The sequence below is a fragment of the Paenibacillus amylolyticus genome, assembly GCF_036894225.1.
GTDB lineage: Bacteria > Bacillota > Bacilli > Paenibacillales > Paenibacillaceae > Paenibacillus > Paenibacillus amylolyticus.
Genome location: NZ_CP145892.1, coordinates 2,107,205 through 2,132,065, shown reverse-complemented (window position 1 = coordinate 2,132,065; position 24,861 = coordinate 2,107,205). Strand labels below are relative to the sequence as shown.

23 protein-coding genes are annotated in these 24,861 nt (G+C 45.6%); 7 read left to right on the top strand and 16 right to left on the bottom strand.

The features are described 5' to 3' along the window. Nucleotides 1-64: 64 nt before the first annotated feature. The 6 genes from V6668_RS09715 to V6668_RS09690 all read right to left on the bottom strand — a co-directional run bounded on the left by V6668_RS09715 (nt 65) and on the right by V6668_RS09690 (nt 7,742). Entirely contained in the window at nt 65-1,462 is a 1,398-nt protein-coding gene (locus V6668_RS09715; protein WP_338708284.1) for a sugar ABC transporter substrate-binding protein, read from the bottom strand. 133 nt (nt 1,463-1,595) lie between these two features. Continuing rightward, nucleotides 1,596-3,200 carry a helix-turn-helix domain-containing protein gene (locus V6668_RS09710; RefSeq protein WP_338708283.1) on the bottom strand — a complete coding sequence of 535 codons (1,605 nt, stop codon included), beginning with the start codon at nt 3,198-3,200 and terminating at the stop codon, nt 1,596-1,598. Nucleotides 3,201-3,211: 11 nt separating this feature from the next. Next, entirely contained in the window at nt 3,212-4,963 is a 1,752-nt protein-coding gene (locus V6668_RS09705; protein WP_338708282.1) for a sensor histidine kinase, read from the bottom strand. A 104-nt stretch (nt 4,964-5,067) separates the two neighbouring features. Next, complete coding sequence (locus tag V6668_RS09700; RefSeq protein WP_338708921.1) at nt 5,068-5,937, bottom strand: carbohydrate ABC transporter permease; 870 nt, start codon at nt 5,935-5,937, stop codon at nt 5,068-5,070. Nucleotides 5,938-5,959: 22 nt separating this feature from the next. Next, a complete protein-coding gene (locus V6668_RS09695) occupies nt 5,960-6,850 on the bottom strand; it encodes a carbohydrate ABC transporter permease (RefSeq protein WP_017689516.1) in 891 nt (296 codons plus the stop codon). A gap of 205 nt (nt 6,851-7,055) precedes the next feature. Next, nucleotides 7,056-7,742, bottom strand: a complete 687-nt coding sequence (locus V6668_RS09690) for an HAD family hydrolase (protein WP_076252725.1) — start codon at nt 7,740-7,742, stop codon at nt 7,056-7,058. A gap of 294 nt (nt 7,743-8,036) precedes the next feature. Between V6668_RS09690 and V6668_RS09685 the strand changes: the two genes are divergently transcribed. Continuing rightward, entirely contained in the window at nt 8,037-9,755 is a 1,719-nt protein-coding gene (locus V6668_RS09685) for a methyl-accepting chemotaxis protein (RefSeq protein ID WP_338708281.1), read from the top strand. Nucleotides 9,756-9,934: 179 nt separating this feature from the next. Here V6668_RS09685 and V6668_RS09680 read toward each other — a convergent pair whose 3' ends face one another. Next, nucleotides 9,935-10,906, bottom strand: coding sequence for a Gfo/Idh/MocA family oxidoreductase (locus V6668_RS09680; RefSeq protein WP_338708280.1), 972 nt, complete (start codon nt 10,904-10,906; stop codon nt 9,935-9,937). 411 nt (nt 10,907-11,317) lie between these two features. On the opposite strand from V6668_RS09680, the gene V6668_RS09675 reads away from it, so the two are divergent. The 4 genes from V6668_RS09675 to V6668_RS09660 all read left to right on the top strand — a co-directional run bounded on the left by V6668_RS09675 (nt 11,318) and on the right by V6668_RS09660 (nt 14,915). After that, nucleotides 11,318-12,949, top strand: a complete 1,632-nt coding sequence (locus tag V6668_RS09675; RefSeq protein WP_338708279.1) for a thiamine pyrophosphate-binding protein — start codon at nt 11,318-11,320, stop codon at nt 12,947-12,949. Nucleotides 12,950-12,961: 12 nt separating this feature from the next. Then, a complete protein-coding gene (locus V6668_RS09670) occupies nt 12,962-13,330 on the top strand; it encodes a carboxymuconolactone decarboxylase family protein (RefSeq protein ID WP_017689521.1) in 369 nt (122 codons plus the stop codon). Nucleotides 13,331-13,517: 187 nt separating this feature from the next. Further along, nucleotides 13,518-13,868 (top strand): hypothetical protein, encoded by a 351-nt coding sequence (locus tag V6668_RS09665; RefSeq protein WP_338708278.1) that lies wholly within the window; start codon nt 13,518-13,520, stop codon nt 13,866-13,868. Between the two features lie 54 nt (nt 13,869-13,922). After that, nucleotides 13,923-14,915, top strand: a complete 993-nt coding sequence (locus V6668_RS09660) for a 3-oxoacyl-[acyl-carrier-protein] synthase III C-terminal domain-containing protein (protein ID WP_076252338.1) — start codon at nt 13,923-13,925, stop codon at nt 14,913-14,915. 263 nt (nt 14,916-15,178) lie between these two features. Here V6668_RS09660 and V6668_RS09655 read toward each other — a convergent pair whose 3' ends face one another. The 8 genes from V6668_RS09655 to V6668_RS09620 all read right to left on the bottom strand — a co-directional run bounded on the left by V6668_RS09655 (nt 15,179) and on the right by V6668_RS09620 (nt 22,511). Then, a complete protein-coding gene (locus tag V6668_RS09655) occupies nt 15,179-15,487 on the bottom strand; it encodes a hypothetical protein (protein WP_076327012.1) in 309 nt (102 codons plus the stop codon). Between the two features lie 193 nt (nt 15,488-15,680). Further along, nucleotides 15,681-16,250, bottom strand: a complete 570-nt coding sequence (locus V6668_RS09650; protein WP_101313332.1) for a manganese catalase family protein — start codon at nt 16,248-16,250, stop codon at nt 15,681-15,683. 98 nt (nt 16,251-16,348) lie between these two features. Beyond that, nucleotides 16,349-16,624, bottom strand: a complete 276-nt coding sequence (locus V6668_RS09645; protein ID WP_036609910.1) for a spore coat protein CotJB — start codon at nt 16,622-16,624, stop codon at nt 16,349-16,351. After that, a complete protein-coding gene (locus tag V6668_RS09640; RefSeq protein WP_338708277.1) occupies nt 16,614-16,853 on the bottom strand; it encodes a spore coat associated protein CotJA in 240 nt (79 codons plus the stop codon). Before V6668_RS09640 ends, V6668_RS09645 begins: the two co-directional genes overlap by 11 nt. 277 nt (nt 16,854-17,130) lie before the next feature. Next, nucleotides 17,131-18,483, bottom strand: coding sequence for a hemolysin family protein (locus V6668_RS09635; protein ID WP_338708276.1), 1,353 nt, complete (start codon nt 18,481-18,483; stop codon nt 17,131-17,133). 46 nt (nt 18,484-18,529) lie between these two features. Beyond that, on the bottom strand, nt 18,530-19,666 hold the full coding sequence (gene yfkAB / locus V6668_RS09630; protein WP_155985059.1) for a radical SAM/CxCxxxxC motif protein YfkAB: 1,137 nt from the start codon (nt 19,664-19,666) through the stop codon (nt 18,530-18,532). 219 nt (nt 19,667-19,885) lie between these two features. Next, on the bottom strand, nt 19,886-21,007 hold the full coding sequence (locus V6668_RS09625) for an HD-GYP domain-containing protein (protein WP_338708275.1): 1,122 nt from the start codon (nt 21,005-21,007) through the stop codon (nt 19,886-19,888). Between the two features lie 73 nt (nt 21,008-21,080). Continuing rightward, nucleotides 21,081-22,511, bottom strand: coding sequence for a bifunctional metallophosphatase/5'-nucleotidase (locus tag V6668_RS09620; protein WP_338708273.1), 1,431 nt, complete (start codon nt 22,509-22,511; stop codon nt 21,081-21,083). A gap of 120 nt (nt 22,512-22,631) precedes the next feature. Here V6668_RS09620 and V6668_RS09615 point away from each other — a divergent pair, with 120 nt between their 5' ends. Then, nucleotides 22,632-23,378, top strand: coding sequence for a molybdenum cofactor biosynthesis protein (locus V6668_RS09615; protein WP_036609923.1), 747 nt, complete (start codon nt 22,632-22,634; stop codon nt 23,376-23,378). Nucleotides 23,379-23,502: 124 nt separating this feature from the next. Continuing rightward, on the top strand, nt 23,503-24,552 hold the full coding sequence (locus tag V6668_RS09610; protein ID WP_036609925.1) for an HD-GYP domain-containing protein: 1,050 nt from the start codon (nt 23,503-23,505) through the stop codon (nt 24,550-24,552). A 132-nt stretch (nt 24,553-24,684) separates the two neighbouring features. Here V6668_RS09610 and V6668_RS09605 read toward each other — a convergent pair whose 3' ends face one another. Then, complete coding sequence (locus V6668_RS09605; protein ID WP_017689533.1) at nt 24,685-24,825, bottom strand: hypothetical protein; 141 nt, start codon at nt 24,823-24,825, stop codon at nt 24,685-24,687. Nucleotides 24,826-24,861: the final 36 nt, after the last annotated feature.

Below are 24,861 nucleotides of genomic sequence, written 5' to 3'. Positions count from 1 at the left end.
CTTTTCCCCTTTCCTTGTGAATAAGCGACCGAAGTAGTTAAACCACGGCCGCTATGAACGTTTATTAGTCTTCTGTGGACAATTTACCCTGAAGTTTGGAAGAATCAAACGAAGGATCAGCAGTTATGTTGGTCAGCCCTGCCGCTTTGGTTTTCTCCAGAGCTGCATTATACCTTGTATCCAGATCCTTGATCACAGCATCGAGATCGCCACCCGTGAATACAAAGATTGAAAAAGCCTCACCCCATTTGGTGCCTTCCAGTGAACTCTCGGTCACCACACTTGGATTTGCCGGGAAAATGGCATCATATCGTTTGGGCAGGAAACCTTCAATGCCCGGAATGCTTGGTTTTTTGTCAGAGCTTAGTACAGCAGGAATCAGTGAGATTCCGTATCCTTTTTCGTAATACTCACTCTGAAGATCTGTGCTGTACACATACTCCATAAACTTCCATGCCGCTTCCTTGTTGGCAGAATCTGCATTGATGCCGATGTAGGAGCCCCCGATGACTTGTGAAGCGCCCTTGATCGTTCCATCATTAGTTGGTACAGGAGCGGCTGCCCAATTTTCTTTTGTAGGAAACTGATCTTTATATACACCTGGTTCACCGGAGTGGTTAATGTACATTCCGATTTTGCCTTGAGCAAACTGGGCTCTGAGTGGATCGATGTCCAGACTTTCAACCCCTGGCAGCATGCTGCCATCCTGATTCATCTGACGAAGCGCCATTGCGATATCCTTGTACATCCCAAAATCAAATTGACCAGTCTTGTAGTTGTAACCATCAATACCCACATTATTGCTTGCACCTGCAATCGTATTGGCTGCTCTCCAGAAGCCGCTGCTGCTCTTGAATGGGCTGGCAAAGCCATAGATGCCTTCACTTTTACCAACTTCGGTAATTTTTTTGGCATCCGCAACCATCTCAGCCAACGTTTTTGGCGGACTCTCGATCCCTGCCTTTTTGAAAATATCTTTGTTATACACAAGCCGCCAGACCTGCCCTGTATTGGGGAGGGAATATATTTTTCCATCAATCGTGTTTTTATTTTCAATCAAGCTGTCTTTAAATACGGCCTTCATCTCATCACTCATGTATCCATCGATCGGGGCGAGATACCCCTTCTGATAATACGTCTGAAAATCATTAACTTGCAGCACATCGGGTGCCTGCTTGCTGGCAAAAGCAATATCGACCGCCTGTGGATAGTTGTCCCCCATCACGGTCATCTCCACTTCAATGTTGTCCTTGTTCGTCCGGTTGAACTCATCGATCTTGGATTTCATAAAATCAGCATCATGGCGGTCCGGTGTCCAATATATGATTTTGGTTTTCCCTCCGGCATTCTCCCCGCTGGTCCCCGATTCGCTATTTGCCGAAGTACCACTGTCAGCAGAACAACCTGCTAAACTTAGCGCCAGCAATGCACTTAGCGTAGTCACCATCCACTTTTTAACCATTGATATGCCCCCTTATGCTTGTCTGGACAACCCGTTTGGTTATCCGTTAACGTAATGATAATCGCTACGCTTTCATGGAGGTGAGGGACATTCTGACTTTGCATGGTGGGAAAAATGACGATCCGTATCGGTTTCAATTCTCATACATTTGCCTGAAGCAGGTTGGCGTCATGCCGCAATATTTCTTGAACAAACCGCTGAAATAAGGCCTGTCCTCATAACCCAGCCTCTGGCAGATCTCTTGCACCTGTACACCTGCAACCAGCAACTCTTTGGCTTTTTCCATCCTCATCTTAGTAATATATTGAATCGGCGTTATGCCCGTTTCCTTTTTGAAGGCATTGGCAAAGTAACTCGGACTTAAATGCACGGATTGGGCACAGGCATGCAGCGTGAGATTTTCTGCAAGATTCAGACTGATATATTCCTGCGCTTTGCTAATCGCCTGTTTGACATCAGTGAGTCGTTTTTTGTCCATAATCTCGCAACCCATACTGCTAAAATGTTTGATATATCCCCTCCAGCCCTCAAACGTCAAGGAACGCATCGCCTCAAGCACTGTCAGGTCGGCCTCCAGACGCAAGCGTTCCTCTGCTGTAATCTCATCACAAAAGGCACGGTAGATGGCAAAAGCCAGTCCAGACAGTAAACGAATCATCGTGAGTGGCTCGGGAAAACCTTCGGAGACCTGCCATTCTTCGAGAATTTCATCAATGATGCGGTGACAGGTGCTCTCATTACCACATTTCAGGGCATAAAAAAGCTCTTTCTCCTTCTCCAGAGGATATATCGGAGCCACACATGCCTGATTCTCCAGTTCAGCATACTGGAGAATGCAATTGCCTTCACTGTAAAAGCGATAGGAAATCGCCTGATCTGCATGTGCGTAGGACGTCCAGATTTCCTGTGGTCTGCGTGCAATCGTACCGACACCAATCGAGACTGTTTTTTTGCTGAATCGCTCCACATTTTGGCGGCATTGCTCCAGTAGCTCGGAGACGTCGATCTGGCTTGGTGTGTTCAATATGGCTGCGAGCCGGTATCGGTTTTCCCGTAAAACAACGCCTTTGGTATAGCGGTTTATGGTTTCTCCAACAATATTTTGAACCGCAAAAGGAACGATTTCGGCATCCAGATGCATCGTGTATCCATATCGCGTATAACCATCCACCTCGATAACCATGACGAGAAGATTGGAGGAATCGAGATCAATATGCAGTTCGTTCCAGCGACTTTCATTCAGGAAACCCCCGATTTCATGACGCAACAAGCCCAGTAGATAGCTGTGACGCTCATACTGGCTGCTGCTCTCCACCTTCTGCTCCAACTGTTCCAACTGCTTGCACTGTGCCTGCTCTTCCGTAATTACCTGTCTTACCTTCAACACCGCACCGAGTATTTCTTCAGGGGTAAACGGTTTGAGTAAATAATCGGATGCACCAAGCTTAATGGCCTCCTGTGCATATTGGAAATCCGAATAACCACTGATGAAAATAAATTTGGCTCGCAGTCCGGCATCCAATGCCCGCTTCATTAGCTCCAGCCCGCTCAGCTTGGGCATCCTGATATCACTAATCACGATGTCGGGTTGCTGCTCCAGCAACAAGGACCAACCGCGCTCTCCATTGCCCGCCGTGCCTACAATCCGAACCTGATGATCTTCCCACGGAATAGTCGAAGATATGCCCTTTACAACTGCCTGGATATCATCCATAACACACATCGTCAATTGGCCCATACTGCCCCTCCTCAGGTGATCGGAATCGTGATAACAACCGTTGTTCCCACATCTGTACTGCTATGAAATACAATTGAGGCCACATCCCCATAGTGCAGGCTTAATCTGCCATGGAGATTGGATAGGGCATAACCTTTGCGTCCCCCGTCAGGAACATCCTCAGCATAGATGCTGGCTACATCCATACCACATCCATTGTCAGCCACCTCCAGCCGTAGTGTGTCACCCTGACGATCAATGCGGATCAGGATAACACCCAAATCTTCTTTGTCATTGAATCCATGCAGGATGGAATTCTCGACCAAGGGCTGGAGCAATATTTTTAAAATATCAACAGCGTAACAAGACGGGTCCCCCACTTCAATCCGATAAACGAACAGATCCTCGTAACATTTTTGCTGAAGCTGCATGTATTGTTCGACATGTTTGATCTCCTGCTCCACACTGGTGATGTCTTTCCCATCATTCAGGCCCAGACGGAATAACAAGGATAAGGAGACGATCATCTCACTTACATCCTTCTTCTCTCCGCTCTCACTTTTCCAGAACATCGTATTAAGCGTATTGTAGAGGAAATGAGGATCAACCTGCGCCTGAAGCGCCTTGACTTCAAACCGCCGTTTGTCTTGCTCCGTTGTCCGTACTTCTCCAAACAGAATCTGAATCTGGTCCAACATCCGATTGAAACGATGCCCTACAGCGCTGACTTCATCGTCATACTTGCTGCGAAACCGTACATCCAGATCATTGGACTCCACCTCAACCATCAAGCGTCGCAGTTTGTTCAGTGGCTTCAACAGAGCGGAGGCCAGCAGCTTGGACAACCCGAGTGCGAGCAAAATGCAAAACAACATGATCAGGATGATCAGCCAGCGTATCTTTTGGAGGGGGGACAACAAGTCAGCCTTGGACTGTACACTTACCATGACCCAATCCTCGTTCATCGACAATGCCGAATAGTTAACAAGCATGTCCTCCCCCTGAGCGTTCCTGTAGGTAAAATCCCCAGCATCGCCACGGCTAAACTGTTGGGTAAAGTCAGGCTCCATAATGAAATCGTAATTTCGGGACCTGGGCCGAATGACTTCATTTCCGTTTTTGTGCAGCAAAAACAGTTGAATCTGGTTATTCATGAGATCCTGCGTGAGAATGTCTCGCATCGCCTCTTCCTTCATATTGACGACCATATATACATTCGAATAGGTATGATTATCGATCACAATAGGTTTGAGCAACAGAGATAACACATTTCCTTGGGATTGGAACAATTCACTCTGATGTGAACCAAACCACATCGTATTCCAGCCTTGCAGCTTCACGTAGCGTCCGTATTCCTTGTTGAATGAGTTATTGTGATTCGGAAAATCTTTGGTCGAGAAAAAATCACCGATGGGTGTTGTCAGATATGCGGTATCAATCAGTGGCTCTACGAGCTTCAATTGAGCAAACGATGTTTGCAGCAGCGAGAGATTCTGATAATAATGAGATGTGTTATTTTTTCCCACGTCCTTCATGACCTGGGTGAACGTTTCATTGAGCATAAAAGAAAAAGAGGATACAACAATGTGCCTCAGATGTTCATCCATAACCTGCACTGATTTGTTCAGAATGCTTTGTTTCAGTTCAAGTGCATTCTGCTCAATGCTTCGTGCAGCAAAGAGATAAGAGCATATCCCGGTCACACTGATGCACAAGACAACGAGAAAAATGTACAGCAGCTGTATTCTTTTTTTCAGGGACATTTTATAAAAGTTGAATATCATCGGCGCTCGCTCCTTGAACACGGCTTGGCCCATCCGCTGTGAATTAAAATGAGTATAGCACAGTGGAATAACCCGTAAAACCGTTTCCATGATTGTGCTCACGCCTATCCTTTCACAGCTCCCAAGGTCACCTGCATGAATGATTTGTTGGCAAAAATATAAACGATGAGCAGCGGCAAAATGGACAGACAGGCTCCGGCCATCATCAGTTGGACCTCAGCAGCAGCTCCGATGCCATATCGCAGATTAGCCAACCCAACCGGCAAAGTCTGCAAGTCCGGATTGCTCATGGTGAACACAAAAGGAAGAATATATTCATTCCATGAACTCTGGAATACACCCAGACCTGCAACGGCGAGTCCAGGCCGCAGGAGCGGAAGAATAATTCGCCAGTAGGTGGTGAAGAAATTACAGCCATCAATCATCGCCGCTTCATCCAGTTCGCGCGGGATGCTCTTGAAGAAACCAATCAGAATAAAGTATGTGGCAGCGTGTGCGCTGATCAATATAATAATAACGCCCCACAACGTGGTATTCAGCCCCAGCTTGACCATGAGGTCAAATTGCGGACGCAGCACAACCGCGCCTATGGAAATAAACAGAGTAGATGCCATGAGCAGGGTGTACCCCTTTTTCCCTTTGAAATTCACTCGATCCACAGCGTAGGCTGACATCGAAGCTACCAGCAGTGTGCCAACTGTTGTACTGATGCTAACAAACACGCTGTTAATGGTAAAACCCGAAAAATTGGCGGTTTTCCAAGCCTGAGCATAGTTGGAGAACTGCCAAATCTTCGGCCAGATGGTAGCTCCTCCGGTCAATTCCTGGTTTGTTTTGAAGGAACCGAGCAATACAAGTATGATGGGGAACAGCGACAGCAGAGCGATTGCGATCAAAAACAACCAAAGTACCGTTCGTTTGGTCCAGCGAATGAGTTGGAGAGACCCTGAGGGCGCAAGTACGTTTTGAGTCATCATCGTTTCCTCCTGATAGGGATTAATAGACATCATTGAGCTTTTTGGATATACGGAAATAAATGAGCGTCACAGCCCCTACGATGAGAGCCGTTGTGAAACCAACTGCACTGCCATAACCGAGCTGCTGGAGTGATTGTGTGTCAGCCGACACGGGAAACAACAGTTTGAACAAATACAGATACATCACCTCTGTTTTGCCATACGGCCCCCCTTCGGTCAGCACCATAATACTCTCGTAACCTTTCAGCGCCGTGGTAATTGCCAGCATGATGATCATCTGCAAGACAGGACCCAGCAACGGAATCGTTACATTCCGCAGTTTCTGAAACTCACTTGCTCCATCCAGCGATGCCGCCTCATATAGCTCTTCAGGAATGCTCTGAAGACCCGCAATGAACAACAACATATAGTTGCCCACAGCCCCCCAGATGGCAATGATGATGGTTGTTAACATGGCATGTTCAGCTCCCAGCCAGCCGATCGGTTCGGAGATCACATGATACTTAAGCAGTAATTGGTTCAATATTCCGTTATAGGAGTTGAAAATAATAAAAAATACAATCGCCATGACCGAAGCGCTAAAAATAGTGGGAAGATAATAGATCGCCCTAAAGAGGGATCGCCCTCTCCATTTGCGATTCAGAATAATCGCCAGAGTTAACGATAGTGGAATTGTAACGACGAGTTTGCCCAGGGCATACACACCCGTATTGCCTACAGAATCCCAGAATTGGCCGTCACGCAAAATGCGTCCAAAATTATCAAGTCCGATGAAGACAGGCGTCCCGATGCCTTGATAATCATAGAACATGTAACGCAGCGCCCATAACAGCGGATAAATCCCGAATACAACAGTTAAAAAAAGACTTGGAAAGATGAACATATAGGCATGTATTTTGGATGGTTTCACCAGAATCGGACCCCCTATAGCTTTTGAATGAAGTATAGAGGGAATATGGAGGAAAGCGGGATAGGGAAATCAACTTTCTACAGGGGAGAATGTGACTGCATGATCATACAAAAAAACCTGTATTCAACGAATTTCCGTTGAGTCTACAGGTTCATATCATGTGGTTCGTAATCTTAAATCTCAGGATACGTATACAGCGTAGAGGCTACTCTGCTTCATCATACAGACGTAGCAGTTCTGTAAAATCAGAGATGAGCACATCTGAACCTGCAAGCTCCTCATCACGACCGAACCCGGCATAGGCACAGCCGATGACTGCCTGACCGTTCATTTTACCCGCTTCCACATCAGAAGAGCGATCCCCTACCATCCATGCGTCCTGAATACGATGTTTCTCAAGCAGGATCTGCACCAGATTAATCTTGGAAGGAGTCTTGTACTGGCCTGCACTGTATACCCCTTCAAAGAAAGGCATAATCTCGTGTGCAAACGCCACACCCTTCACATAGTCCTCCAGCCCGTTACTTGCGACAAAAAGACGCACTCCTTGTTGTTTTAATGATTGCAGTGTTTCTTTCACCCCAGGATACAATTGAGAACTTCCTTGATCAAGCCCCTCAATCTCCAGTTGAAGCAACAGTTCGTCTGCACGGCGATGTGCCGCTTCCGACGCCTCAGGCATAACCACTTTCCATATATCTTCGAGCAACATGCCCAAACTTCCCAGCATCCGTTCCTCGGGTGGAGTTTCTCCTTCAAAGTGCCCTTCGGCACGCAATGTATCAAATAGTTGCTGGTAAGCTGGCAACAACAGGGTCTCTGTCTGGAACAGCGTACCATCCATGTCAAAAATCATCGCTTCCGGTTTGAGCAATACCTTCTCTTTATTCATGTCCAATGTTCCTTTCGGATTGGGATATTGTATATGTAATTGGAATCGTTCCCTTCCCATGATAAACATAACGTTTGAACGTGTAAACCAACGATTGTAAAACATCATCAACCCCAACCTTATACAACATCAACCAAACGTTATATTGTAGTTAAACAAACTATATACAAAAGAAGTTCCTTTACGTATAATACTAAAAAATAGTTCTTTAGACACCTAATCTAAAGACCTACAATTATCACATTTCCGTTTTTTTCGACAACTACATATACCCCATAGAGAGGAATAACAAACATGAAAAAGCGAAAGACCTTTAAGATTTTTTATAAGATCGGATTAGGATATTTACTCGTACTGGCTGTACTGACTGGTTGCATCCTGCTGATTCAGAACAGCACAAGTCAGCTCCAACGGGAACTGGATTTTCTGGTCGATCACGATATGAGGGTACACGCCCTCACCTATGAACTCGAAAGAAACATGGTAGATATGGAAACAGGTCAACGCGGTTACATCATCACGGGTCAGGACAATTATCTCGATCCCTACACCCAAGGAAAAGAGCAACTTATTACACTCAGAGATGAACTTGCTGCTTTAATTTCGGATAATCCGGCTCAACTTGCACTTTTGGAAGACATACATACTAATATGGAGAACTGGGTCCAGGTCGCTGGTGAACCTATGGTCGCCCTTCGCCAAGCCAATAATACACAGGCCATTCGGGATTTTTTTGCAGATGATCCAGGTAAAAGAGACATGGACCAGATTCGGACTGCTCTCGATACGTTTCGAACCAACGAGCATACGTTAACCGATAACCGTACAGAAGCGCTGAAGCAAAAAAACACACTACTGAACTTGGAACTGTATGGGGCACTTATCGTTGTGGCACTTATCTCGTTCATCACTGCTTTGGTCCTGTCACGTGCCATTGTTAGAAACATTCGTACCGTAAAGCAGGCATTAAATGACATCGGTTCTTCCAATGGTGACCTGACACTGAGAATCGCTACGCCAATGAAAGACGAAACCCGTGAACTCGCGGAGGCAGCCAATACAATGCTCACTGGTTTGCAGCAAATGATGCTGGACGTTCAGAGCAATGCCATGATTCTGAGCACAGCTTCGGATCGATTGGATAAAGGGGTTGCTGATAGCCATCTTGCAGGAAAAGAAGTTGCCACTGCCATGGAACGTGTCGCTGAAGGCGCTGATGAACAGGTTGCTCTTACGCAAACCATGGTAGCTGCGATGCAGCAATCCCTCAACGGGCTTAATCGTGTCGCCTCCTCGGCAAGTGATGTGGCAGGCCGTGCAGTTCGTACCGAATCCATTGCTGTGGATGGGCAACAGCGCATTGATAATGCTGTAGGTAAAATGAGTTCCATTGAGCAATCCTTCCTCTCTGTACAGGAAGCCATTAATGAAATTTCGAAGATGTCTGATCAAGTGATCAACATTGCAGATTCAATGTCGGGTATTGCAAGACAAACCAATCTGCTTGCACTTAACGCCGGAATTGAAGCTGCCCGCGCTGGGGATAATGGACGTGGCTTCGCTGTCGTTGCCGCGGAAATCCGTAATCTTGCAGACCAAAGTGCAACATCAGCGAAAGAGATTACAAGTATATTGGAAACCGTGGTAGCAGGTGTTCAAAGTACGGTGCAGGTGGTTGATGAGAGCACGCTACATGTGAATGAAGGGTTGCGGACCATTGAGGATGCAGGTAATGCTTTTTCAACCATTACTCAGCATATTCATAATCTCAGTGGTGAAGTTCTGGAGGTATCTGCTGTTGTCGAGGAGTTAACTTCCGGTAGTGAGGCTGTGATGAAGTCCATTAATGAAGTATCGGCTGTTGTGGAAGATACGGCATCAGCCACAGAAGAAGTATCTGCGATGACGGAGGAACAACTTGCTTCTCTGCAGGAAATGTCTGACACGTCCAAGCAGTTGAATGAAATGTCCGATGCACTTGATCAGCTGGTTAAGCGATTCAAGCTGGCTTGAACTGAATCAACATACTGATCGAGTATCTAAATAGCTGTATCATGAACATATATCAAAGGAAAGAAGCATCGCAGACAGACTCACCCGAGCCTCTGCGATGCTTCTTTGTGTTAAGGAGAGCTGAATCAGGAAAAGGTACACCGGGCACCTCATATGAAAAAACCTAAGCACTCCTTTTCTTATCTCGATTGTTCCGTGTTCCGTAGCGCTTCAAGTATCAATTGCGCCTGATACCCATCGTTAAAATCATATATCTTAGCTGGTTTACCCTGTATACGGGCAATGACATGTTTAAGCACCGGCAATTCACTGGCGGATTCAAGCACTTCCACTGGAGAAAGTGGCTGCCCCACCAGACCCGTCTTCAAATCTTCCCAATTTTCCAGAGCAATCGTGCCTTCTGTACCGTACACCACCATGGATACACGTTCTTCCCCCGCAAATTGAGAGATGCCGTTTAGCTGAATTTGGGTTCCGTCTTCCAGTTCCATTGCAGCCTGTACTTCTAGTTCACAGTCACCATTCTCAGGATATTGAACCTGAGTGCTAACAACCCGGATGGCACCAAACACCTTTTGAATCATATGAATCCAGTGAATCCCCACTTCAAGAATAAATCCACCCTGTTCCCGACTCGTAATCCATGCATTCTGTTGCCATGATCGTGGCCACTGCGGGAATTGCAAAATGAGATCTATTTTGCGAATGGCCCCCACATTACCCTGCTCAATCATCTCTTGCAACTTCAGCACGGAAGGTTCATGCGGCATAGAGAAGTGGATGGCATGAACAACGCCCGCCTGCTCTGCTGCCTCCAGCATCTTTTTGGCTTCTTCTACACTATTGGCAAGCGGTTTCTCACAGAACACATGAATTTTGCGCTCCAGTGCTTCCATGACAACCGGATAATGAAATTTCGGCGGAACTGCAATATACAACAGATCAATCTGATGTTCATTCATCAATTGCTTGTAATCCGTATACGTCCTAACTCCCCGATGAGAAGCTGCAAAAGACGACAAACCGTCCTCATTCGCATCACACACCGCTACAATCTCAATCTCCGTGTCCATCTTGGTATTCTCGATTAGATGAACCATATGTAATCCCATTTTACCCAGCCCAATCAGAGCCATCTTGATGACTGTCATTCCATCCCCTCCCAATTCCTTTCCAGTATAGCAGAAAGCAAAGAATTGCGAATGCGATGCATTGATACGAAAAAAAATAAACCTCTAGCTTTCAAGTCGCTATTAGAGGCTGAAATTCATCATTTACAGTCATTTTTTTACATTATTTGTAACTTCGTTGTGATTGGGTAATTTGTTGCAGGGATATATAACCAATTATTTTTACTTTATCCAGCAATACTTAAAGCGTTACCAACTTAAGAATCAGGAATTTAGACTCACAAAAACAGGTTGACAAAAAACCACAAAAAAAGATACTCTTCCTAATAACAATGAATATTTCCTATTACAACCTTAGACAGTAACTTGCATTCAATAAATGGAATATGCGTATGGTTCTAATAACCTATTTCATGAAGCGAGGTGTCCCGCATGAGAACAGTTGCGGACTATTTGGCAGAAACTCTGCGTAATCTAGGCGTTACTCATGTCTTTGGTATTATTGGTAAATCCATCTGTCCTGCTGTACTGAAAATGGTGGATTACGGATTAGAGTTCATTCCAGGCCGTCATGAATCCAGCTCAGGTTTTGCCGCATCCGGTTATGCATTACAGACAGGTAAACTCGGCGTTGCCTTTGCCACATCCGGCCCAGGCGGAACCAATCTGCTTACTGCAGCAGCTCATGCAAAGGCCAACAATCTGCCTGTACTGTTTATTACGGGTCATCAATCCATTCAGGAACTGGGGCTCCCCCAGTGTCAGGATTCTACTTCTTATCTGGCTGATCTGGCCGAAATGTTCAGGCCTGCTACGCTATTCAGCAAACTGGTTGAGCGTGGAGATCACTTCGGCACACTGCTGAATCATGCCCTTTCCATTGCACTCGGCCCTAATAAAGGCCCTGTTCACCTCTGTATTCCTTTTGACGTACAGACCGAATTGTTATCCCAATGCCGGATTGTCATTCCCGAACCGGAACCTCTGCTTAGCGTATCTAATCTGAATCGCATTTTTCCTCTCATTCAACAATCCAACCGCCCTTTAATTATTGCTGGTAAAGGTGTAAGTCGCGCCAGAGCCCATGATGAATTGCTTCAATTGGCCGAATCGTTCAACATTCCCGTCATTACTACTCCTGGTGGAAAAGGAGCGATTGCGTGGGACCATCCCTTGTACCATGGACCTTGTGGTGTTGGAGGTTTCCCGCATGCAGACGACATGTTGAACCAAAGTGACCTTTATATCGTACTCGGTTCACGTCTAAGTGACATGACCCTCTGCAATCTGAAGCCTGAACATCACCCGGCACACCTCATTCAATTTGACGCTGATCCTACATTTGTAGGCAAGATTCTGAGCGCTCAAACCTTACATATCACCGGTGATTTGAAGGACAACCTGCAATATTGGCTGGGCACATTAGAAGACCTCCCTACTCCTGTGAGAACCACGGCACCCATGGATTACACTGTCCCTTTACCAGATATCCCCCAACTGTCTCTGGCTTCTGTGCTAGATGGAATGAGCGATCTGCTTCCGTACGATCATAAGCTGTTTGTTGATGATGGCAGCCATGGATTTCATGCAGTTCAGCGATATAAAGTCAAGAAACCAGGCAGCTTTGTGTTTGACGCTTACTTTGCCTGCATGGGGAACGCCATTGGTATGGCGATAGGTGCAAAGGCAGCTTCACCTGAAGAGACCGTTATATGTATCACCGGGGATGGATGTTTCATGATGCTGGGGACGGAGATCAATACCGCGGTATGCAACAATCTGAACGTCATTTTCATTGTCGTTAACAACAAACAACTGGACATGGCACTCAAAGGAATGGAAAAAACAACAGGCAGAATTGATGGCACATTATATGAAGTTCCTATGGATGCTGCCAAATTTGCCGAATCTCTCGGTGCGGTTGCGTTTCGAGCAGAAACTCTTGCTGAATTCTCATCTGCGCTGAACACAGCCCAGACGTTGAATCAGGTAACTGTTATTGAGCTTCTGACCGATCGAGATGAAATTCCACCCACAGCTCACCGCACCGTAAATTTGAATTAGGAGGAGCATATCATGAGTGAACATGTAGCTCAGGGACTAGACCGTTTCGCGAAACTATCTGGTGAGTACGGCGCAAGAGCTCTCGCACCCATCAAAGAACATTTTCCCGAATTGTCGGAATTTATTATGGGGACGGCGTACGGGGATATCTTTCAGCGCACCACGATTACGGATCAATGGAAAGAAGTTGCTATCATCTCTTCGTTGATCACCCAAGGACAGTATGAACAATTGGGGGTACATTACACGATGGCTCTGAGCGTGGGAGTGACGGTAGATCAACTCAAGGGAATATTGCTACATCTGGCGCCATGTGTGGGTGCCCCACGCATTATAAGTGCATTTAATATTTTGCTTGCCACTTTGGACGAAATACAGTAATTCACTTTTCTACATTTTTATACATGATTCGACTTTTTTATTGATCTTTTTACATTCCTACCTTTATAATATGGTTAAATTATCCTTCGAACCAGCTCTCATCTTAGAAGCTTTCAGCAGAGGCCCTATGGGGCTGTGTATCCACTAACAGGATAGCCTTAACTCATTTAAAGGAGAGAGATCAAACATGGGAAATTTCATTCTGAAGTCTGACGTTCCAAACAAGGTGTTAAACATTGAACTGGAGGGTTCTTTCTCTCAAGAAGACGGTTTGCGTTCCATCTCGGCCTATCAGGATACGATCGCTTCTATTAACACCAAGGAGTATGACCTGAACATCGATTGCAAAAAGTTGAATGTTACTGCTCCGGAGATTGTTCCTCTTCTGGAAGGCTGCCTTCAATTGTTCAAAAAAGATGAATATAAAAAAGTCGTGTTGACCCTCGAGAACAACGCGATTCTAAAAATGCAATTGTCCCGGCTCGGCCGATCAGTCGGTCTGGACAATCTCGAAATCATATCTACCGTTACCACTTAATAAACCAGGCGGACAAGCTGTGAATTCACCCTTCCGCTCAAGAGGAGAATGAAGATGGCCGGAATTCGTATTGTAGATATCGATATCTATCATCCAGCAACCAAGGTGCACAATGATTTTTATATTGAACATTTTGACGCAAGAGGTGTAGATATTCGTGGATTGTTACAGGCACTTGGTCGTGATACACGTTATAAAATTGACAACGATGACGAAAATTCACTAAGCATGGCCTATGAGGCAGCCAGTAACCTACTGGAGAAAACCGGACTCACCGGTGCAGATATTGATCTGATTGCTTATGCAAGCCAAACGCCAGAATACATCTTTCCTACGAATTCCCTGATGATCCATCGCCTGATTAACGGAGCTTCTCACACGATCTGTATTGACAGTAACGCGAACTGTGCAGGCATGACCGCTGCTTTCGAACAGGTTAGCCGGCAGATGCTGGGCAATCCTCGAATTCGCCGGGCATTAATCATCGGCTCGGATTACGTAGCTCCTCACGCCAGTCCCGATGATCCTGTGTACTTCGCCAATTTCGGTGATGCAGCAGCGGCGGTTATTGTAGAGCGGGATGAACATGCTGTCGGTTTCATAGATTCAATCTATCAGACGGATACCTGTGTGTATGGTAATTCTCTTTTTCCTGCACAAGGCTTGGCAAAGCTGGGCAAAACGGGTGTAGATGCGGGTGCTTTTCATGTGAAATTCATCCCATTTGATGATTCCATCTGTGTGGATGCTGCTTCAGAGTCCATTCGTACCTTGCTGATACGTAACGAGATTGGACCAGACGAGATCAGAGCCGCCTGCTTCTCCCAGCTATCCATTAGTAACATTCGGGCTGTATCCGCGAACGTCGGCATTGGTGATGATATTGCCGTCTATATCGGAGATGAGTTCGGATACACCTCAACCAGCAGTCCATTTATCGCATTACATCGAGCGGTTACAACCGGTCAGATTCAGCGTGGTGACAAAGTTCTGTTCTGGACCGTTGGAGCCGGGTGGCAAAATGTTGCCATGGTAGTTGAATATTAGGTATACACTTCAAAATCCAATAAAACCATCCCAGTAGTATACCGGGGATGGTTTTATTTTTTCCTTTTTCTCCCCTATCATTGGAGATTAAACATCTATAATTGTGAAAAGCACCACTTACATATTATTACACAATAAATATGATTTAAAAATGAAAAGTAGCAGTCCAAATTATTTTATCTTGGAACTGCTACTTTCAATTCTATTATAAATGCGTTGTTATAAGAATTTAAATACTAGAAGGTTTAATCTACCATTTCTGATTATCTGTAAACGGTCCCTTCGTATCTTGCAGCAACAATTCCATCCACAGTATGATAACTAACCAACACCAAGGTTCCTACATAGCCATCTGGCGTAATATAGTCCGTAAGATATTTCGGTACTCCAAAACCTACAGGGTAATAATGCACTACAGAAAAAAATTTACTTTCAAGCATAGGAGATACTACGTCTGATACATTTGTACTGGTATTCGGTTGAACTTTTGCCGCAGACACGCCTCCACTTGAAATGGAAGTGGTCAGAATAAAGGAACATGCAGTCAACATAAGAACTTTACTAAGTCTCAAAATGATCATCTCCTAAATAGAGTTTTTAACTACAATTTCATTGTATAGTATGCGAGTACATTTAACAACAATATTTGTAAATTATATAATTATATGTAATTTTATTTTAAAATGAATTATTTAGTAATACTATCTTTTCATACAAAAAAGCAGCCCTACTGGACTGCTGAACTTCTGCCTCGATATCAAATATTCAGAAAATTTTCTTCGTATCCCGATCGTCTTTCAGAATCTCCACGGCTTCGCGGAATCTTAGAGAATGCACAATCTCCCGTTCCCGCAGAAACTTCAGACTATCCTGCAGATCCACGTCATCGGTCAGGTCGATCAACCATTGATATGTAGCCCGGGCTTTCTCTTCTGCTGCAATGTCCTCGTACAGATCCGCAATTGGATCACCCTTCGCAGCAATGTAGGCAGCTGTAAAGGGTACACCGGAGGAATTGGTATAAAACAAGGCAGAATCGCGTTGAGCATAGTTCGGCCCAAGTCCCGCTTCTTCCAATTGATCCACCGACGCGTCCTTGGTCAACTTGTAGATCATGGTGGCAATCATCTCCAGATGAGAAAATTCCTCTGTAGCAATATCCGTCAGCAGACCGATAATCTTGTCTGGAATCGTATAACGCTGATTCAGATATCGAAGGGCAGCGGCCAACTCTCCATCGGCACCGCCATATTGTTCCATCAGCAATTTCGCCATACGAGGATCACATTTACTAACCCTTACGGGATATTGCAGTTTTTTCTCATACACCCACATGTAAGACGCCTCCCTCTACGTTATTAAAATACAGCCCTTCTTCTAACCCTCGGGCTTCCTGTCCCTAAAGTCCTGCAAGGAAGCCTGAGGCTGATGTGTCACACTTGCCATGGCCAGGGTGTCTGAGACCATTCCCAAGGATACTTGGAGAAAGCATGCCCAAAGTTCATCAACGGTCCGTACAACTGCTGAAATTCATGGGCTACCCTCATTCGCTCCTGGCTGAACTTGTTGTACTGCTCAATGCTTTGGAAGTCTCCCGGATGGGTGTCCAGGTACAGATTCAGTTCCACCAACACGAAATCCAGCGCCTGAAGTTCTTCAAGCAATTCGTAGTATTTAGCGTCACAGGGTTTCGGCACTTCAGGTTCCATCCACTTGCACCTTCCTTCCCTTCGATCTAGCTGGTGTATAAGGGCTGTATAATGCAGGCCATAAGGTTCCCAATCTCAACGCTTCCGCCGGGCTGTACTGCGGCCAGCCCATGGGCTGAAATGGAATAAATAACTGCGGAGGTACCAGATACGTCCGAATCGCTACCGGCGGACAAGGATCAAACGGCCCCACAAAAGGGGCGTAAGCACGAAGCTGCGGATCTTTCACAAAACAACGCCTCCTTATTACATCGTTGGTGCATATTGAATAACACTGAGTTCTTTCCCGCTTCCCGTCTCTATATCCATATGACGCTGTCCCCGAAGTTAATCCGAAATTCGTTTCAACTATGTGCAGAATTTCTCCAAATTTTCTCTAAAATAAAAAAAGACCTTCGGTTCGTTCCCCTTTCAGGTAACGTCCAAAGGTCTTACATCCTGGCAGATCTTCGTAATCTGCATCATTTCATACTTTTACTCGTCTTATCTTACTCCTGCAACGAGTTCTATTCTGCTGGTTTTTCTTCCGCATTCATGTCTTGAGGGACAGATTGCTTGTACACTCGAACACGGGTAATTCGCAAACGAGTCGATTCTTCCACTTCAAAAACGTACCCATTCAGCTCCTGCGTTTTCCCCTTAGTTGGATTGCCCCCAAGCTCTTTAAACAACCATCCGCCGATTGTATCCACTTCTTCATCCTCAATGATGGCTCCAGTCCACTTATGAACTTCTTCAATAAGCGAACGACCATCAACGGAAAATGAATCTCCACTCCGTTCCATATGCGGACGCTCATCCTCAAACTCGTCATACAAGTCTCCAACGATCTCTTCCAGAATTTCTTCCGCGGTCAGCAATCCAGCTGTGCCGCCATATTCATCCACAACCAGCGTCATCTGTGAATGTTTCTTCTGCATGAGACGCAGCACATGGCTGATTTCCATCGATTCAGGAACGTTTAAGATTGGACGGACAAGTGAAGCCAGATCATGTTGTTGCTCCGGTTTAGCCAGCAACAGATCGGTGATGTGTATAAATCCAATGATCTCATCCTTGTCTTCTACTGCTACGGGATAACGGGAATGTTTGGTTGCATTAATGATCTCCAGGTTCTCTTCCAAAGACATATGTGTGTACAGACAATCCATGTCTGTGCGTGGCAGCATCACTTCACGTGCCAACATATCGGAGAAATCAAAGATGTTGTCCATCAGTTTGATCTCATCTTTATCGATGACACCACTTTTGGCACTCTGCTTCATCAAAATACGAAGTTCATCTTCCGAGTGAGCTTCGCCTTCACTGGCAGGTTCGATACCCGCCAGACGCAGCAATGCATTGGCCGATACATTCAGTACCCAGATGAACGGGAAGAAGATTTTGTAGAACAACAGCAAGGGCGCAGATAAAAACAATGCCACTCCGTCTGTTTTTTGAATTGCCAACGATTTAGGTGCAAGCTCACCCAGCACAATATGCAGAAACGTAATGATACAAAAACCGATAATGACCGACACGGTCGAAATAAGCCCTGTATCTCCTACACCAAGTTTAAACATGAGTGGCTCAACGAGCAATTCGGAGATGGCCGGTTCTCCCAGCCACCCGAGTCCAAGCGATGTCAGCGTAATCCCGAACTGAGTTGCCGATAGATAGGAATCCAGTTTACTATTCACCTTCAGTGCATAACCCGCCATACGATTTCCTTCACTCTGCAATTGAGTTAAGCGTGTCTGCCTTACTTTCACAAGCGAAAATTCCGCTGCGACAAATACGCCATTCAAAAATACGAGCAAAAAGACACAGACCAGATTAAATACCAGCTGCCCAAGATGAAATTCGGTATGAATATCCAAGTTGAAACTCCCCTTTTCTATCTATTTCAGGAATACACCTGGAATATCAACGTGTGATTGCCTTTCTCGATTTGAAATCCACACCCTTGTAATACATATCTGCCACCAGCAGGTTTGGTCCGCAACAGGATGCGATATCGCAATGGCAATTGACCGTTTGATTCAACGGATGTTCAGCTGACCATTCATGGAACACATCATCCAGTTTACGATCACGAATGTTGCCAAACGCCGGGATGTCCGCAAAATCCGTCACATATACATTGCCCGTAAACATGTTCACGTTAACGCGGTTGCGTCCGTCCGGATCATTACGCACCGTCACATTTGGTTCGCTGTATAGTCGATTGATCAGTTCTCGATCCTGCTCTGCAGCACTGCACGCGAAGAATGGAAGAGTACCAAAGAGCATCCACATATCTTTGTCACGTGCATCAAGCAAACGATGTATCGCTGCTCTCATATGGTCCAGTGATAACACGGGCAACGACGAAGCAAAGTTCGAATTATACATTGGATGCACTTCGTGACGAACACAGCCCATCTCACGAATCAATTGATGAATACCATCCAGCTTGTCGTGTGTACGGAAGTTAATCATGGACTCGGCAGAGATAAACATGCCTGCTTCACTTAATTTGCGGGAATTTTCAATCATTTTCTCATACATCTTCACCGCGACTTCACGTTTCACAGGTCTGCCACTATTCGCAAATCCGACTTGATGGAAATCGTCAGCATTCAGGTAGTTGAATGAGATATGCATAACGTCCAGATACGGCAAAAGTTGCTCATATCGGCTGATATCCAGCGTTAAGTTGGAATTGATCTGAGAACGGATTCCACGTTCCTTGGCATATTTGAGCAGTGGGATAATCATCTCATCCACTGTTTTCTGGCTAAAGCTTGGCTCGCCACCCGTCAGACTAATCGTCTGCAGATGCTCCACTTCATCCAATCGTTTCAGCATCAGCGGTAATGGAAGAGCCGGCGCTTCACGCATCGTAAGCATATCTCCTACGGCACAGTGCTCACACCGCATGTTGCACAGATGTGTCACAGTCATTTCTACACTGGTCAACACATGGCGTCCATATGTACGCAGAGAGCCAATCGGATCCCACGGATCATTCGTCGGAGATAAAGGCATCGGTTGTACCGATCCTGAGTTTAGCATGGTCATTGTTCTTCACCTTATTCCTTTTATTAACCTAAAAAGTTTTATTTACATCATACTTGTGTTTCTCTTTTTGGAGTTATCTTTTATCATAGCACAATTTTGAATGCTCCGGCATACGTAGACCCTGTCCATTACATGACAAAAAACACTCAGGTAACTCCGGGCCGAATCACGAAACGGCCCCGATATTACGACATGAGCGCTAATCATTTCTAAGCTTGTTCAGCTTTCCAACCGTTCCCTTTGGGCAGATGAAGGTGTATCCTCCAGACCCTCTACACCTGTGATCATAACAGACAGTGCTGTAGACAGGTTAATTTCGTAGGGCGAAGATAAGGTCTGGCCGTCGGCATCCTTGAGCACCCGGATAAGTGGACGTTGAGGAACACGTGGATGAATCGCTGCGACCACCCCAACCTCTCCCGTACTGAGCGTGACCGATAGACCCACGGGGTAGATCGCTACACAATCCCTGAATCTCTCCAGCATTCGTTGTTCATAAAGTGTTCCTGAGCCCGTATACAGCACCTCTACGGCCTGATGTGGCAGCAAGGCTTGCTTGTAGACTCGATTCGTTGTCATGGCATCATACGAATCAGCAAGCGCAATCCACTTGGCATACTCATGAATCTCTTTATCCTTCAGCCCAAAGGGATATCCGCTGCCATCAATTCGCTCATGGTGCTGCAATGCACAATGTGCAGATAGAAGCGGTATACCTGGTTCGTCTTTGAGAATACGATGTCCATATGTAGTGTGCTGCTGAATGATTTTAAATTCCTCGTCACTTAATCTGGAAGGCTTATGCAGAATTTCTGGTGCAATCTGTGTCTTGCCAATATCATGCAATAAGGCACCCAGACCAATCTCCATTAATTGCTGGCGTGTGTAACCCGAAGCGACACCAAGAACCAGTGTATACACACATACATTCAGCGAATGATTATACAGGTCAAAATCACTGGAGTTCATGTCCATCAGCATAATCATGGCTTCCTTCTGACTGCCGATGTCTTCCAGAATCGCATTCATCACACCACTAAGCGCTTTACCGAAATGAGGAATCCGATTCTTCGTTTTCATTCCCGACATGCTCTGAAATTGCTGCTTGATCTCTACCAGTGCCTTCCTTCGGGTCTCTTCCTGCAACATTTCAGGAACAATGATGTCCTCTGTCGCAGCATCTTTAATATACACATAACCGACTCCGAGATCCTTAAGGCGTCCAATCAATCGACTGGTTAGCTCTACATCCTCACTAAGTAATACAAGGCCTTCTTCACTATAAATACGTTTCCCCAGCTTCATGCCAGGCTGCAATAAGTTTATATGTACTAAACGCACAGCCTATCCTCTCCCGCTCCGTAGATGTAATTACCACTAGCCGCCGCTTCAGCAGAAGGCGAGCACTTTAAATTTAGCTTTGATGCCAGCGGGCTCGCAGGCTGTCGTCCAGAGCCCCTGGTCGTTTTATTTCCGTTTCCAGCAAATCGCGTATGAATTCCGGAAGATGATAGAGCGTACGGGTTCCATGAGCAAGAGGAGGATACCCCACATTGAACGTAAACATGTCCAGTGTTCCAACGATATACTCACATTGTTCGTCCATAGGCTCTCCATTGATGGATATGGTCTGGATCTTCTGATAGGCTGGCGCATCTGGATTGTATTGAACTTCCATTCCGTCCATACATAACGTGCCTAGAATATAACCACGAAAACCAAATCCCACAATGGGCTTACCTGAAAACTCGTCCAACAAGGACTGCTCAAGTGCTTCACGAATATGACTTCCACTCAAGCATATTGTACAAGCATTTATAGGAGATGGACATAGGGAATGCAACATTCCTTTTGTAATATTACCTTGTGGAAGATCTCCGAGAAGCTGACCTGCATTCACCAGAGACAGCTGTGCCCCCGTGAAATGACGAACAGCTTGTGCAAGCAAGGTAGCAAACGGGGATTCCCGGTCGTACGTGATGGGCAGCACCCGATCCGTTATCACTGCCGTCTGATTGAGTGTCCTTTCAGCCTCCGTACGATTCGTAGCGATTGCCAGCGCGACCTGATCATCCAGTAATATACTCTTGGCAGCCATACAACCGCTACTTACCAGTTGGAGAGGTTCTCCCACACTTGTTCGTTCCAGAACCACTTTCCCAAGCCATTGGCCAAATTTTCCAGCTGCACCCAGCACGGTCTGACCAATGACTAAGGGTTCTTCGAGAACATGATGGGTATGTCCACCGAGAATAACATCAATTCCCGTAATCTGCTCCGCCAGTCTCCGATCTGTCGAAAGCCCCAGATGAGAAAGAATAACCACAACATCTACTTCATCACGTAATGCTTCCACTTGAGCTCTTAATGACTCCACAGGGTCCAGAACATCCCACCCGAGCAATTCGTAAAACGTGGTAAAAGGGGCCGTTGCCCCCAGCAGACCAACGCGAAATGGACCTTTCTCCACAATCAGAGAAGGTTTCATCCACACTGGCGCAAGTCCAGTATCTTGCTCCACAACATTGCTGCATACCACAGGACACAGAAGTCCAGCGTAGGACTGCGAGAGCTGATCTGGCGTAAAGGTTAGTCCTTCGTTGTTACCGATTGTAATGGCATCGTAGCCCGTCAGGTTAATAACATCAACATTAGCCGTACCCAGTGTTCCCTCTGTTTCAACGGCCATCCGGTCCATATGATCGCCGATATCTAATACAAGGAAGTTGCCACCTTGGTCACGTTCCTCATTGATCATAGCGGCGATGGTGCTCATGGAGCCGAAGTGGCTATGAATGTCGTTGGTGTGCAGAATCGTTAACGTTTGCTTCTCCCTGGTGCTCATCACACCGCCTCCCCTGCTCTTCAATAAACGTTCATTCTTCTAATGGATAAGCATAACATTTTCCGCGTCGTTATGATATATTTATAGGGTTTAGAGATCAAAAAGAGGTGAGTCATATCTATGAAATTGACAATTCAACTATTTGCAGGCATTGCAGAACGTTTAAATACATCCCTTCTGGAGTTTGAGTACATTGGAGATATTCCAACCGCTGCCGATTTAAAAGAAAAACTGAGTCTGGCCTACCCAGAGGCAGCTTCTCAGATAAGGACATCCTTTTTGGCAGTTAACCAGCAGTACGCTCCTGCCGATACTATACTTAGCTCAGAAGATGAACTTGCGTTGATCCCTCCCGTCTCTGGAGGCGATGGTACGGATATATCCGATGAACAACTTCGCTCTACCGTTCCAGAGCATCGGACTGAAGATGGCTTATTTCTAATTACAGAATCCACTTTGTCCGTGGAAGCAACAACGGCGCTAGTGATTACCCCGAATCACGGGGCAGCTCTTACTTTTGTAGGTACAACTCGTGAAATGACCGGTGAACAGCGCACCGTTCATCTTGAATACGAGGCCTATGTGCCGATGGCTCTTTCTCAGATGGCAGCCATTGGTGTGGAAATCTCCGATCGCTGGCCTGGTGTGTTATGTGCAATCAGTCACCGAATCGGCAAAGTAGATGTGGCAGAGATTAGTGTAGTCATTGCTGTTTCCTCGCCTCATCGCAACGACTGTTATGATGCAAGCCGTTACGCCATAGAGAGACTGAAACAGACCGTTCCGATCTGGAAAAAGGAAATTTGGGAAGATGGATCTGAATGGAAGGGGCATCAATTAGGACCATGGAACCCCATGGAGAACTAAACAATGAGCCTTTACACCTTTTTAGACAGAGTGGGTTAATAGTAAATAAGTCGTTGTCAACCCATTTTTTTCTTGTTATTATAATTATATGTGTCGATATTAGTCGAGAAAAGGTGGTTTATACGTGAGAGTGCATGTTACTGATCTTAAACCGGGTGACCTGTTACAAAATGATGTATACAACAGTTCGGGTCTCCACATGCTGATGAAAGGTTCCACCCTCAGTGAAGATGACCTATCCAAACTGTTGCAACATGGAATCGAGTACGCAGATGTAGAACACACACCATCCGACCTACACTCTGATGCACAAACCTTACCTTCCGATCAAACCCGTCTGTTAACTAATTTGTTTAACGATACGATCAAAGGTACTGAATCTCTATTTCAACAAGCGATGGAGAAGGGTTTTATTGATGAGACACAGGTCGATGAGATTTTGTTTACCCTAACAGAACAGTTGGAAAAACAAAAAGATGTTGTCTCCTTGTTGCTTATGCTGGACGGGGATAGCGATTATACGTACAACCATTCATTGCAAGTCGGAATGCTCGCTTTTTATATCGCCGGCTGGATGGGTTACAACCCCGAGGAATGTCTAACTGTAGCCAAAGCAGGATATCTTCATGATATCGGCAAGTCCAAGATTCCTTCTGAGATTTTACATAAACCTGGTAAATTGACCACGGAAGAATTTGACGAAATGAAGAAACACACATTCTATGGGTACGATATCATTAAAGAATCCACGCAGGATGAAATTCTGGCAATGGTTGCACTTCAACATCATGAGCGCGAGGATGGAAGTGGTTATCCTCATGGACTGCGAGGAGACGAGATCCACCCATATGCCCGTATAACTGCTGTAGCAGACGTTTACAGCGCCATGACGACGAATCGGGTATACCAGACCAAACAGGAACTGATCTCTGTTCTGTGTGAGCTGTACAGCCTCAGCTTTGGTCAGTTAAATGCTGAAGCAACACAGGAACTGATCAAGCACATGCTGCCTAATTTTATCGGTAAAAGGGTTCTGCTCACCACGGGTCAGACGGGACTCATTGTCATGAATAATCCTGCGGATTATTTCCGACCACTCGTTCAGACCTCTACGGCCTTTATCGATTTAGCGAAAGAAAGAGATATTGCTATCGTTGAGATTTATGTACAGTAACTATTCATTGTACACAGCATGTATACGAAGAACCCCATAGTAACTGAAATAACCAACTTATAGGTTGGCGTATGACAAAAGGGAAGCCGTAATCGGCTTCCCTTTTGTCTATTCCGATTCAATCATGTTGGATTAGACACAGAATGCTTTTGTGATGATAACCAACAGAATGAACAGTACCAAGATTGCACCAGTGTTTGTGAACATATTGTATCCACCAACGCCGCCTACTCCGCCTACATTGCCACCACAGCCATATCCTACTTCGCTCATGTGATTGCCTCCTCTTCATCAGGTATACCCTAACAT